Origin of the sequence: Streptomyces sp. BK79, assembly GCF_044142145.1 — a bacterium.
GTDB lineage: Bacteria > Actinomycetota > Actinomycetes > Streptomycetales > Streptomycetaceae > Streptomyces.
In genome coordinates this window covers 68806-80349 of sequence record NZ_JBHVOC010000018.1, presented here as the reverse complement: position 1 = coordinate 80349, position 11544 = coordinate 68806, and the positions used below count along the sequence as shown (strand labels likewise).

10 protein-coding genes are annotated in these 11544 nt (G+C 72.5%); 4 read left to right on the top strand and 6 right to left on the bottom strand.

Annotated elements, in window-relative coordinates; genetic code table 11:
- Positions 1–49: 49 nt before the first annotated feature.
- Entirely contained in the window at positions 50–865 is an 816-nt protein-coding gene (locus tag ACFIF2_RS23015; RefSeq protein WP_395575095.1) for a hypothetical protein, read from the bottom strand.
- A gap of 365 nt (positions 866–1230) precedes the next feature.
- Between ACFIF2_RS23015 and ACFIF2_RS23010 the strand changes: the two genes are divergently transcribed.
- Together ACFIF2_RS23010 and ACFIF2_RS23005 are read left to right on the top strand one after the other, a co-directional pair.
- On the top strand, positions 1231–2862 hold the full coding sequence (locus ACFIF2_RS23010; RefSeq protein WP_395575094.1) for a long-chain-fatty-acid--CoA ligase: 1632 nt from the start codon (positions 1231–1233) through the stop codon (positions 2860–2862).
- A gap of 12 nt (positions 2863–2874) precedes the next feature.
- The gene (locus ACFIF2_RS23005) at positions 2875–3972 is read left to right on the top strand and encodes a zinc-binding dehydrogenase (protein WP_395575093.1); all 1098 of its coding nucleotides are present in this window, start codon (positions 2875–2877) and stop codon (positions 3970–3972) included.
- An 85-nt stretch (positions 3973–4057) separates the two neighbouring features.
- On the opposite strand, the gene ACFIF2_RS23000 is transcribed toward ACFIF2_RS23005, so the two are convergent.
- Both ACFIF2_RS23000 and ACFIF2_RS22995 read right to left on the bottom strand, forming a co-directional pair.
- Positions 4058–5041, bottom strand: a complete 984-nt coding sequence (locus ACFIF2_RS23000; RefSeq protein ID WP_395575092.1) for a VOC family protein — start codon at positions 5039–5041, stop codon at positions 4058–4060.
- Between the two features lie 158 nt (positions 5042–5199).
- The gene (locus tag ACFIF2_RS22995; protein WP_395575091.1) at positions 5200–5607 is read right to left on the bottom strand and encodes a nuclear transport factor 2 family protein; all 408 of its coding nucleotides are present in this window, start codon (positions 5605–5607) and stop codon (positions 5200–5202) included.
- Between the two features lie 166 nt (positions 5608–5773).
- Here ACFIF2_RS22995 and ACFIF2_RS22990 point away from each other — a divergent pair, with 166 nt between their 5' ends.
- Positions 5774–7306, top strand: a complete 1533-nt coding sequence (locus ACFIF2_RS22990) for an HD domain-containing phosphohydrolase (RefSeq protein ID WP_395575090.1) — start codon at positions 5774–5776, stop codon at positions 7304–7306.
- A gap of 24 nt (positions 7307–7330) precedes the next feature.
- On the opposite strand, the gene ACFIF2_RS22985 is transcribed toward ACFIF2_RS22990, so the two are convergent.
- Both ACFIF2_RS22985 and ACFIF2_RS22980 read right to left on the bottom strand, forming a co-directional pair.
- The gene (locus ACFIF2_RS22985) at positions 7331–8044 is read right to left on the bottom strand and encodes a GNAT family N-acetyltransferase (RefSeq protein WP_395575089.1); all 714 of its coding nucleotides are present in this window, start codon (positions 8042–8044) and stop codon (positions 7331–7333) included.
- Positions 8045–8165: 121 nt separating this feature from the next.
- Positions 8166–8963, bottom strand: coding sequence for an SDR family NAD(P)-dependent oxidoreductase (locus ACFIF2_RS22980; protein WP_395575088.1), 798 nt, complete (start codon positions 8961–8963; stop codon positions 8166–8168).
- 174 nt (positions 8964–9137) lie between these two features.
- On the opposite strand from ACFIF2_RS22980, the gene ACFIF2_RS22975 reads away from it, so the two are divergent.
- Positions 9138–9983: a helix-turn-helix transcriptional regulator gene (locus tag ACFIF2_RS22975; RefSeq protein WP_395575087.1), complete on the top strand. Its 846-nt coding sequence runs from the start codon at positions 9138–9140 to the stop codon at positions 9981–9983.
- Between the two features lie 683 nt (positions 9984–10666).
- On the opposite strand, the gene ACFIF2_RS22970 is transcribed toward ACFIF2_RS22975, so the two are convergent.
- Positions 10667–11524, bottom strand: coding sequence for a hypothetical protein (locus ACFIF2_RS22970; protein ID WP_395575086.1), 858 nt, complete (start codon positions 11522–11524; stop codon positions 10667–10669).
- Between the last annotated feature and the right edge of the window lie 20 nt (positions 11525–11544).

Sequence of the window (11544 nt, the reverse complement as noted above, 5' to 3'; positions counted from 1 at the left end):
CCTCAGCCGGGGGTGACGGGGGACCACACGCCGCCGCGCCACCGGCCGTTCACCGCAGGCGGACGTAGACGGCGGTGAGCAGCGTCTGGACCGGGCGGAGGCAGACCGTGACGCAGAGCAGCGTGAGCGTCATCGCCGGCAGCACTGTCGCCGCCGCCTCGGCGGCGTACCCGTTCGAGGTGACATGGGCCAGGACCGCCTCCCGCAGAACGGGACGCAGGGGTGTGACCGCCCGCCATGCCGACAGCCAGACGGCGACGGCGACGAACGCGCCGAGTACGGCCGCGGCCAGGAACCAGGGCCAGACGCGCCGGCGCCGGACCAGTGACCAGGAGCGCCGCAGCGCGGTCCGGGCCGGCACACCGTCCACGGCGACGGCGGCGGGAGCCAGCAGGAACCCGATGCGCAGGGCGACCGGCACCGGCGCCAGCACCGACGCGAGCCCGGCCGGTGTCTCGAACGGTCCGCCCATGCGGAAGGGGGCGAGATCGGTGAACAGTTCCAGGACGGATGCCACCCCCACGGCCACCACCCCGGCGGCGAGCGTCGCCGCGAGCAGGAGGGCGGCGCGCAGGGCGTAGAGGACGAGTACGCCCGCGGCCGCGGGGCGCAGTCGCCGCCACGCCTCCCGCGCGGGCAGCCGCCGGTGGTCTTCTCCGCCGCTGACACCGGCGGCGGCGTCCGCGTGCACCACCGCACTGCCCGCGGCGACGACCAGCGCGCCGAGGGGCACAGCGAGGAGCAGGGGAGGGACGACGCCCAGCCAGTCGGGCGAGTAGGAGTCCTCGGCCGCGCGGGCGGCCAGCGCCTCGTCCCACAGCCCTTCGAACGCGGGCCGTGCCAGGGCGAACGCCAGCACGGTCATCAGCAGGCAACCGAGCCAGACACTCCCGAGGGCGCACAGGACGACGGCTGCCGACGGACTCCGGCGAGGTGGACGGACGTTCGCCTTCGGCCACATGCCCGCCGTCCCGCTCCGGTGCTTCCGGTTCTCTCGCATCGGCCCACAGGTACCACCGGGCGACGGCGCGGAAGTGCCTCGCGACGTGGGGTGAACAAGAACGGAGCAGTGTTTGGACAGCTTGTCCGACCTGCGGGGACGTCCTTCGGAGTACCGCTCTGGTTAGGCTCGCGGAGCAGCGGTCCGCCGCCCGGTCCCTCCTGTGCGACCCGGCGGCCCTCGTGCCGGAGCGGCACCGGAACCACTTCACCCCTCACCCCGGAGACCCCATGCGCAGCACCATGCACACCACACAACTGCAGATACGCCGCATCCTCGAACACGGGGCACGGGTGCACGCGAACAGCAGGGTCGTGACCGCCGGGCCCGGGGGCGCACGGTACGAAGAGGTGAGCTACGCGCGGACCGCGCGCAACGCCGCCCGGCTCGCGAACGCCCTGCGCGCCCTGGGCGTGGGCGAGGGTGATCCGGTCGCCACCTTCATGTGGAACAACCAGCAGCACGTCGAGGCATACTTCGCCGTACCGGCGATGGGCGCCGTCGTGCATCCGCTGAACATCCGGCTGCCCGCGGAACAGCTCATCCACATCGCGCGTCACGCCGGGGACGCCTACGTGATCGTCGACCACTCGCTGGTGCCGTCCTTCCTGCCCCTGCTGCCGCACCTGGAAGCGGTGCGGCACGTCATCGTGAACGGGCCCGCCGACCTGGCCGCACTGCGGGAAGCCGCAGCGGGAGCCGAAGTGCACGACTACCGGGCGCTGTTGGACGCAGCCGCGGACACCTACGACTGGCCGGACCTCGACGAGCGGTCCGCGGCCGCCATGTGCTACACCTCCGGGACCACCGGCCGCCCCAAGGGCGTCGTCTACAGTCACCGGTCGGTCTACCTCCACTCGGTCGAGGCGTGTCTGCCCGACGCGTTCGCTCTCTCCCGGGAGGACATGGCGCTGGCCGTCGTCCCGCAGTTCCACGTGCTGGCGTGGAGCCTCCCCTACGCGGCGTTCCTCACCGGAGCCTCGCTGGCGCTCCCCGACCGGTTCCTGGCGGCCGCGCCGCTCGCTGCCTTCATCGCCGAGGCACGGCCGACGAAGGGCGCCGGCGTCCCGACGATCTGGGGCGCCCTCCTGCGCCACGCCGAGGAGAACCCCGAGACCGACCTGTCGTCCCTGCGGGAGATCGTGGCCGGAGGCGCCGCCGTCCCCGCGTCCATGGTGCGGGCCTACGCGCACCGGCACGGCATCGCCCTGTTGCAGGCATGGGGCATGACGGAGACCTCACCGCTCGGCTCCTTCTACCGGCCGGGCGGCCCGCACAGCGCCGGGGCGCCGGTGACCCAGGGCCGTTTCACCCCGTCCGTGGAGGCCAGGCTGGTCGGCGCCGACGGACAGGAGCTGCCCTGGGACGGGCAGGCCGTGGGCGAACTGCAGGTGCGGGGGCCCTGGGTGACCGCCTCCTACCACGGGGACGACGAGACACACGGCAGCGCGTTCGACGACGGCTGGCTCCGGACCGGTGACGTGGGACGCATCCTCGACGACGGCCAGCTCGATCTGACCGACCGGCTCAAGGACGTCATCAAGTCGGGCGGTGAGTGGATCTCCTCCCTCGCGCTGGAGAACCACCTCACGGAGCATCCCGCGGTGGTCGAGGCCTGCGTGGTCGGCGTACCCGACGACACCTGGGGGGAACGCCCCCTGGCGTGCGTCGTCCTGGGAGCGGAGCCCGTGGATGCCGCGCTGCTCAAGACGTTCCTCACCGAGCGGCTGGAACAGCGCTGGCAGGTGCCCGAGTACTGGTCCTTCCTGTCGTCGATCCCCAGGAACTCCACCGGGAAGCACGACAAGCGGGAGATCCGCGAGCGGCACCGGAACGCCGCACTGACCGTCATCACCGTCTGAGAGGGAGACATCATGGTCGCCGTCGTCGTCATGCCCGAGCCCGGCGCGTCGCTGGAGCTGCGGGACGTCGATCCGCCCGCTCTCGAACCGGGCGGCATTCTCCTGCGGACTCTGGGCAGCGAAGTCTGCGGGACCGACGCGCACCTGTGGCAGGGGCAGCTCGCGGGAGTCCCCTACCCCATCATCCCGGGACACGTCAGTGTCGGCCGCGTCGCCGCCCTCGACGCCCGCGCGGGCACACCGCGGGACGTGTCCGGGGCACCCCTCGCCATCGGCCAGGTGGTCACCTTCCTCGACGTGTACGGAACGTGCGGCCGCTGCTGGTACTGCACCGTGGGCCACGCCACCACGCGCTGCCCCGAACGCAAGGTGTACGGCGTGACCCTGTCGGCGGACGACGGACTGTACGGCGGCTGGGCGGAGCAGATCCACCTGAAGCCGGGGGTGCATGTGGTTCCGCTCCCCGATGAACTCGGTTGGCGGGAGTTCCTGGCCGGCGGGTGCGGCATGCCCACGGCCCTGCACGCGGTCACCCTCGCGGACATCGCCTTCGGTGACACCGTGGTGATCCAGGGTGCCGGTCCGGTGGGCCTGTGTGCCGCCGTACTCGCCCAGTTGCGGGGGGCGGGCCGGGTCGTGGTGGTGGGCGGGCCCGAGGTGCGGCTGCGCACGGCGTCCCGGTTCGGGGCCGACGCCGTCATCGACATCACCCGCACCACCGTCGACGAACGCCGGGAAGCGGTGCTGGAGTTGACGGGAGGGCGGGGCGCCGACGTCACGATCGAGGCGACGGGCGTCGCCGACGCGGTCCCCGAGGGTATGCGCCTGACCCGGGACGCGGGACGGTACGTGGTCGTCGGACAGTACACGGACGCGGGTGCCGCGTCCTTCAATCCGCATCTCGACCTGAACCAGAAGCACCTCGACGTCCGGGGCTGCTGGGGAAGCGACGCGGGTCACCTGTACCGGGCCGTCCAGGTGATGGCCCGCTACCGTGACCGGTTCCGCTGGACCGAGCTGATCAGCCGGGAGTACTCCCTGGCGGAGGCGCAGAACGCGCTGGAGGACGTGACCGGGCAGCGCGTCGTGAAGGCACTCGTCGTGCCCTGAGCCGCGGAGGAACACCAGTACGGGCCGGCGCTGTGTGCGCCGGCCCGTACCGTGCCGGGTCCGGGGCGGACGACCGCCCCGGCCGTCAGTACTGCGGAAGCCGCCCGGTGCTCGCCCAGTGCTCCATCACGGGCTTCGCGCCGGGGTGCGCCAGCTCGATGCTGATGCCGGTGGCGTCACGGGACGTGATGGCGGCGATCGGATCGGAGTCGGCGTCCATCCGTATGACGGCGTCCATGGTGAAGCCCTGTTCCGTCAGCCGCGCAAGGCGCTGGGCCATTTCCGGCTCCCAGCAGGCGTAGTACATCAGCGCTCCGGCGCGGTCCGGTCCGAAGACGCCGTCACCCGTCGCTTCGATCAGCTCGACGTAGGGCTCGCGCGTGCGGGAGATCGCCTGGCGCTGGCGGAAGGGGGTGTGCACCACGTCGCCCTCCACCTGGTGAGGGCTCTCGGTCCAGGCCGCCTCGGTGAACGGCACCCCGAGCACCGCGGTGCACCGCTCGATCGCCGCGTCGATGTCCGGTACGACCATGCCCACGTGGTAGTAGGACTCGGGCAGCCGGCCGCCACCGTGTTCGCGTTCCACCCGGTCGGCCCACTCGTCCCGTAGCGCGGCACCCACGTAACAGAGCCGGGTACCGCAGAGGTCGGGCTCCGTGACGATCATGGCCGGCGGCGCGTCGGGGCCGATCGCGTAGGTCGCGGTGATCCCCACGCCCTGCGCTCGCAGATGCCGCAGCCGTGCTTCCGTGTCCTCTTCCCACCAGCCCCAATAGGCGAGGGAACCCACCTGGCTCCTCGCGTAGACACCCTCTTCCCGGTCCTGTACCTCGACGAGCACGAAGTAGGGCTCCTGCGTGAGGGAGACACACGTCCGCACGGTCTCCTGTGTGACCCCGCCGGTCCCGCGTACATACGGGAAGACACTGGTCACAGGCGTGGTGAAGGCGACACCGAAAACCTCGGCGAACCGCTTCACCGCCGCTTCCATGTCGTCGACGACCAAGGCCGTGTGGGAGAAGGAGAACGGCAGCTCGGCCGCCGCTTCCTCGTTCGTCGTGCCAGTCATGTCCGCACCTGTCCTGTGTGAGATCGAGCACCGTGCATGGGTCAGCCCGTCCGCCCGGACGGCAGGACGGGCTGGGTGGAGCCTAGGTTTCGCGCACCACGGCCGACCAGGTCATCTGGGGCTCAGTGCGCGCTCACCTCTGCTCAGGCGGGCAGGTGTCACATGGCCCGCACCATGGTGTGGGTGTCGAGGACGGTCTCGAAGTGGACGGGCACACCGTGCTCGAAGCGCCAGACGTGGGCGAAGCGAGTCCGCATCGCCTTGCCCGTGGACAGGTTGGTGCCGCTGTAGTGCCCCAGCGCCACGACCGTCTCCTCGGCGGCGATGACCTCGGCGGGCTCCACGGCGAAGCCCTCCCACTCCGTGACGAAACGAGCGAAGACGTTGTTCAGGACCGCCTCCCGGCCCCGATAGGTGCCTCCGTAGTGCAGGCCCGGCGGGACGACCCACTGGATGTCCTCGTACAGTCGGGTGAGCAATCCCTCGACATCTCCCTGGGCGAGGCGGTCGTACAGTCCGCGCACGACGGCGCCGGTGTCGGTGTTCGGTCGAGCGGCAGTGTTCATCAGTGTTCTCCGGGGCAGGTGAGCGGTCGGGCCGCCGCGCGGCACGTCGTGTTCCGCGCTCCGCCCATCCTCACGGGCCAGGAGTCCCGGCACATCGGCTGATCGACCTATGCGCGGGGCGGTGACGGTTGCCGGTGGGCTCAGGACAGGCGTTAGCCTCTGGCGGATGGAGACGATTCGGGTCGCGGAGATACTGGCGGCGTTCTCCCTCACCACCGACATGGCGGCCGGCATGCCCGTGGAGAAAGGGCTGCGCACCTGCGCGGTAGCCACCGTGTTCGCGCGGGACGTGCTCGGCGCGGGAGCGGACACGTGCCGGACCGTCTACGAGACGGCCCTGCTGCGTTCGGTCGGCTGCACGTCCTACGCCCCGGAGCTGGCGGCCCTCTTCGGTGACGAGGTCGCGTTCCAGCGCGCGCTGAAACACCTCGACCCGGCCGACGGGACGCCGATGGCCGAGCAGTTGTACCGGCTGGGCGGGTGGACCCGACAGGCCGCACACCAACTGACCGGTGTCCTGGCCGAGGTACTGCCGAGCGCCGGCGTGGAAGCCATGCGCAACGGCTGTGAGACGAGCCGGGTGCTCGGCAAAGGGCTGGGGCTGGGCACAGGTACCCTCGCGGCGTTGGACGACGTCTACGAACGCTGGGACGGGCTCGGCATCCCGCACGGCCGGAAGGGCCCGTGCCTGCCCCTGGCCGCGCGTGTCGTCCACGTCGCCGAGCAGGCCGTACTGGCCCATGCCACGGGCGGGGCGCCGGCGGCGGCACTCGAAGTGGCGCGGCGGGCCGGGGGACATCTCGATCCCGGCCTCGCCTCGGCGTTCACGGAGGCGGCGGACACCGTGCTGGCTCCCCTCCGCGTGCCGGACGCCCTCGCCGCCGTCCTGGCGCTCGAACCCCGGCCGCACGCCACGGTGCCGGCCGCGGACATCGCCGGACTGTGCGCGCTGCTCGGCAGGTTCGTCGATCTCAAGAGCCGGTGGCTGATCGGCCACAGTGAGCACGTCGCCGGCCTGGCGGCCGGGGCCGCCAGGCTGGCCGGCATGGCGCCGGACGAGGTCGAGCGGCTGCGGTGCGCCGCCCTCCTGCACGATCTCGGGCGGGCGACGGTCTCCGCCGGCGTATGGGACAGCGCACACCCGCTGACCACGGCCGACACCGAGCGCGTGCGGCTCCACGCGTACTGGACGCAGCGGACGCTGGAGCGCATACCGCTGCTCGCCCCACTGGCCGCCCTGGCCTCCTCCCACCACGAGCGCATGGACGGCAGCGGTTACCACCGCGGCACGAGCGCGCCGCACCAGTCTCAGGCCGGTCGTATCCTCGCCGCGGCCGATGTCTTCGCCGCGCTCACCGAACCGAGGGCGCACCGGGACGCCCACTCGCCCGAGGCCGCCGCCACCCTGCTCCGAGGCCAGGCCGCGGCGGGTGAGCTGGACCCCGGCGCGTGTGCTCTCGTCCTGCGCGCGGCCGGCCTGAGGTCGGACCGCCCCGGTCATCCGGCCGGGCTGACGGACCGTGAGGTCGAGGTGCTGAAGCTGGCCGCCAGAGGGCTGACCAACCAGCGGATCGGTGAGCGCCTGTCCATCTCGGACCGCACGGTCGGCCACCATCTGGCGCACATCTACGACAAGACCGGACGGCGCACCCGCGCCGGGGTGGCCGTCTTCGCCATGGAACACCAATTGCTGCCGTAGCGCCGACGGTGTTCTCCGTCGGCGTCAGGCCCTGCGGGCCGGTGCGGGCACGCGGACCATGGTGAAGGCCGTCCGGCGGCGCACGCGGAACCCCAGGGACTCGTACAGCCGCACGGCCCGTATGTTGTCGGCCGTCACATGGAGGAAGGAGCGGTCGCCGCGGTTGCGGGCACCGGCCACGACGGCGCGGACGAGCCGGGCGGCGAGGCCCTGTCCCCGGTGGGTGGCGGCGGTGCAGACGGCGCTCGTCTCCGCCCAGCCGGGCGGACGCAGCCGTTCACCCGCCATGGCCACGAGCTCGCCGCCCCGGCGGATGCCGTAATACGTGCCGAGTTCGATGGTCCGTGGGTGGAAGGGGCCGGGGCGGGTCCGCTCGGCGAGGGCGAGCATCTCCTGTACGTCCGCGGCCCCCAGCCGGAGCACTTCCTGGTGGGGGACCGCGGACGCGTCGTCGTGGTCCTCCAGGACCATCTGGAAACCTTCGAGCCGCCACTCGACGCCCCAGCCGGCCGGTGGCACGGCCGCCGAGGCGGGAAGGAGGGCACGGTTGCCAGGACCGGCGAGCGCGGCGAGGTCTTCCCAGTCCGCCGCGACGGGATCGTCGGGCAGAGCCACGAACCACGACACCTCACGCGGGTAGCGGAGCACGCGTCCCCGGCGCTCCGCGAAGCGGGCGTGGGGCCCGGTCAGGGAGGCGAGGGCCGGGTTGTCGAGTCGGTGGTCCGTGACCTGTCGCATGGGAACCTCGCTGGGTGGGTGTGATCACTCCGGTCCCGGGACGCTAACGCGCGGACGCGGACAACGGTCAGCCGCTTGCTGTCCATCTTCTGCTCACGCGCGGGACGTCGGCCGGGCGGGGTCAGCGGCCCACGTGGTGGCCGCCCTCCGCCGGGAGCACGGCCCCGGTGGTCCAACGGCTCTCGTCGGAGAGCAGGAACAGGGCGGCACGTGCCATGTCGTCGGCCGGGGCCACGTGGTTCATCGGTGACATGGCGGCGAGGTGATCCTGCGTCTCGGCCGGAAGCATCTCCCACATCTCGGTGCGTGTGGAGCCCGGCGCGAGGGCGTTGACGCGCACGTTGTGGGCGGCGAGTTCCAGGGCCGCGCTCTTGGTGAGTCCGTTGACCGCCCACTTGGAAGCCACATACTCGGAGATGCCCGCCACGCCGACCATGCCGCCGATGGAGGAGACGTTGACGATCGATCCGCCGCCGTGGGCGAGCATGGCGCGGACCTCGTACTTCATCGAGAGGAAGACGCCCTTGGCGTTGACCTCCATGACCCGGTCGTAGACGTCGGTGGGCTTGTCGTGGACGGGGGTGCCGTCACTGGTCACGCCGGCGGCGTTCAACGCACCGTCGAGGCGACCGAACCGGTGGACGGCGGCCGTGACCGCCGCCTCGACGGAGGCTTCGTCGGTCACGTCGAGGGGAACGGCGAGCACCTCGGCGGTCCCCGTCGACAACTCGGCGGCCAGCTTCTCCAGACGGTCGACACGCCGTGCGCCGGCGACGACGGTCGCTCCCTCGGCGGCGAAGCGCCGCACGGCGGCCTCGCCCATGCCGGCGGACGCGCCGGTGACCAGGATGACCTTGCCCTCCAGGCGCCGGGCCCGGAGCGTGAGCGGCGCGGGATTGTGGTTGGGTCGCGTGTTCATGGCAGGTGACTCCCGATGAGGTGACGTACGGCGTGGTGACCGTGAAGGCGTGCGGCGGCTGTGATGACCGCCGCCCCCGACGATGGGGCTCGCGTCGGCCCGACACCAGAGGCCGCGTCAGGCTAGGACCGACAGGGCGACCCTCACCCGTGCGATCCGGGTGACCATGGAGTCATGGAACGCCAAGAACTCGCCCGATGTCTGCGCGGCTGGCGCGACCGCCTCACTCCAGCAAGCGTCGGGCTGCCCACGGGAGGACGTCGACGCGCTCCCGGCCTCCGGCGCGCCGAGGTCGCGCTGCTCGCCGGTCTCTCTGTGGACTACCTCGCCCGTCTCGAACAGGGACGGGCGGGCAACCCCTCCCCGTCGGTGGTGGAGTCCCTGGCCCGGGCGCTGCGCCTGTCCCACGACGAGAACGCGTACCTGTTCCGGCTCGCGGGGCACGCCGATCCGCGCGTCAACGGCGTCAGCAGGCACATGGCGCCCGGGGTGCGGCGCATGCTGGACCGGATGACCGACACCCCGATCCTCGTGCTGGACGCCGCCTGGCAGGTGGTCGCCGCCAACCCACTGCTCATCGCCTTGCTCGGGGAGCTGTCCGCAGGTCCGGCACGTGACCAGAACCTTTTGTGGCGGCACTTCACCGGTGTCCCGTCGCGGGTCGTCAACACCGCCGAGCAGGACGCCGCTTTCGAGTCCGCGGCCGCCGCCGACCTGCGTGCCGCCGCCGGGCGGTACCCGGACGATCCGCTGCTGCGCGGCCTCATCCTCGACCTGCGGAGGGTGAGTCCCCGGTTCGAGTCCCGGTGGCAGGAGCGCGCAGTGGCCCGCCACGCCTCCAGCCGCAAGACGATCCGCCACCCGCAGGTGGGCCCCCTGACCCTCGACTGCGACGTGCTCACCGTCGAGGGCAGTGATCTGCGTGCCGTTCTCTACACGGCTGTTCCCGGGTCGTCGGATGACGACACGCTCGCACTGCTGCGGACCATCGGGACCCAGTTCTCGGCAAGCCCGTCGTAGGGACGGCTCGCGGCTGGGCCGGCGGGAGTCCGCGCGACGAGGAGGGGAAGGCCCAACCGCGCCAGTCCGGTCAACGCGTCCAGGGGGTCGGGCTTGAGCCGGCCCGGGGTTCGTCCTCGCACCCGCCCGGACCAGCAGAGCCATACTGACCCCGTGGGGGGGGCGGGGCGGCCGGCAGGAGGGTGACGCGGCGCGCGGCCCGGTCTCCGGCGCACCTCATGACGCACCGCCCCAAGCAGCGCGGCCGCGGCCTCGGCCAGCGCCCCGCCCGGCGGCCTCCGGCCCTACGACGACCATGCGCCCGGCCGCTCCGTCGATGAGCAGCAGCGACCGGGAGGCCCGCCGTTCGGGTGCCGACGGGCCGCCCTCGGCCCACAGGGTGGTGAGCAAGCCCAGCAGCCACCGCCTCTCCCTCCGGACGGCCTGACGCACAGGACGTGGGAGGTCGACCCGTTCGGTCGTGACGTCGGGGAAAGCTCGGCCCCGTCCGCCCCTGGGTCACTTGGTCTCGTACCGGTGTGCCAGCCACGAGAACACCGCCTGCGGGCGAGCGGCGGAATCTTCCGCACCTGCCGTCTTGGCGACGGCGTCCACGCCGGTGAGGCCGAGGCCGCGGCCGCGGAAGACCTCCCCGGCACTTCCGGTGAGTTGGCTGCGGGCACTCCTTCGAGGACCCCTGAGACTCAACTCGCCAGTGAGGCAAGGTTGCCGCAGCGCGCCGCTTGCTCCCGCGCCTTCTCGGCCAGCACGACGTGGATCAGCACCTCGCACATCCGCAGCCCGTCGGCCATGGGTGTCATGTAGGGCCGGGTGCGGAGCCACTGGAACGCGGACGTGGCCTGGCTGCCCACGGCGGCCCGCAGGCACCCCTCCGTGACGACCCCCGCGGCGGCGGCGACCGCCAGTGTCCTGCGGTGCAGGGCCGTCGGCGCCGGACCGACGAGGCGGCCGAACAGGAACGCCGTGGTGGAAGGGCCGGGGGCCCACGTCCCCGTCGCCCCCGCGGACGGAACGGGACGTGCCAGCGCGTCGGCCGCGGCGGCACGCAGGGCGAGCGGGTGGCCGGCCGCGAACGCCTTGACCGGGGTGCGCAGCGGCCGTGGCACGTGGAGGCCGTCGAGGAGACGGTCCGCCTCGTGGTCCGTCAGGCGGGCGAGCCGGTGCGTACGGGCATGGCGGGCCCACCCGGGATCAGCGGTCCAGGCCGGGTCCGGTCGTCGGCGGCCGGCGAGGACGACCACCGCGTCCTCCGACAGGGACGGCAGGAGACACTCCCGCAGCCACGGTTCGAGGCCCTCGCACCGGTCCACCTGGTCGACGAGCAGCACCGGACCGGTCAGGTCCTGGATGTCGCCGAGGGCGGCCGACAGAGCACGCGGGGTGCCGAAGCGGCTTCCGTCGGCCTCGCGGACCGTTCTGCCGGCTTCGGCCGCGTCGAGCGCGAACCGCCTCAGCAGCGCGCTCTTCCCGGCACCGGTCATCGCGTACAGGTACTGCACCGCCGGCGCTTCGCGGTGACCGCGAAGCGCCGAGCGGAACACCGCCCGCTCCCTCGCCCTGC

Bases quoted from the DNA above. Each gene is read 5' to 3' on its own strand.
- ACFIF2_RS23000 (WP_395575092.1), bottom strand. From the start codon at position 5,041: ATGACTGGCACGACGAACGAGGAAGCGGCGGCCGAGCTGCCGTTCTCC.
- ACFIF2_RS22980 (WP_395575088.1), bottom strand. From the start codon at position 8,963: ATGAACACGCGACCCAACCACAATCCCGCGCCGCTCACGCTCCGGGCC.
- ACFIF2_RS22990 (WP_395575090.1), top strand. From the start codon at position 5,774: ATGGAGACGATTCGGGTCGCGGAGATACTGGCGGCGTTCTCCCTCACC.
- ACFIF2_RS23015 (WP_395575095.1), bottom strand. From the start codon at position 865: ATGACCGTGCTGGCGTTCGCCCTGGCACGGCCCGCGTTCGAAGGGCTG.
- ACFIF2_RS23010 (WP_395575094.1), top strand. From the start codon at position 1,231: ATGCGCAGCACCATGCACACCACACAACTGCAGATACGCCGCATCCTC.
- ACFIF2_RS22975 (WP_395575087.1), top strand. From the start codon at position 9,138: ATGGAACGCCAAGAACTCGCCCGATGTCTGCGCGGCTGGCGCGACCGC.
- ACFIF2_RS23005 (WP_395575093.1), top strand. From the start codon at position 2,875: ATGGTCGCCGTCGTCGTCATGCCCGAGCCCGGCGCGTCGCTGGAGCTG.
- ACFIF2_RS22995 (WP_395575091.1), bottom strand. From the start codon at position 5,607: ATGAACACTGCCGCTCGACCGAACACCGACACCGGCGCCGTCGTGCGC.
- ACFIF2_RS22985 (WP_395575089.1), bottom strand. From the start codon at position 8,044: ATGCGACAGGTCACGGACCACCGACTCGACAACCCGGCCCTCGCCTCC.